Origin of the sequence: Halalkalibacter oceani (genome assembly GCF_023715705.1) — a bacterium.
GTDB lineage: Bacteria > Bacillota > Bacilli > Bacillales > Bacillaceae_D > Halalkalibacter > Halalkalibacter oceani_A.
This window is the reverse complement of the sequence record NZ_JAMBOS010000115.1, coordinates 1-256: the sequence shown is the minus strand read 5'-3', so window position 1 is coordinate 256 and position 256 is coordinate 1. Positions and strand designations below refer to the sequence as shown.

Genomic DNA, 256 nt, shown 5'->3' with positions numbered 1-256 from the left:
AGAAGACAGGCGATATATGGGAAAATTAAGAAGGATATAGGGGAAATTTTAAGGAAGTTATGTGAAAGAAAAGGAGTAGAAATTATAGAAGCGACAGCGTGTAAAGACCACATTCATATGTTAGTAAACATCCCCCCAAAGATAAGTGTATCTTCATTTGTAGGGTATTTAAAAGGGAAGAGCAGTTTAATGATTTTTGACCGGCATGCCAACCTGAAATATCGATATGGGAATCGGAAATTTTGGTGTACCGGAT

General features: G+C 36.7%; 1 protein-coding gene. It reads left to right on the top strand.

What is annotated here, in order from left to right:
- Positions 1–256, top strand: a 256-nt coding sequence (tnpA, locus tag M3212_RS21870; protein WP_251196000.1) for an IS200/IS605 family transposase, incomplete at both ends; no start/stop codon positions are given.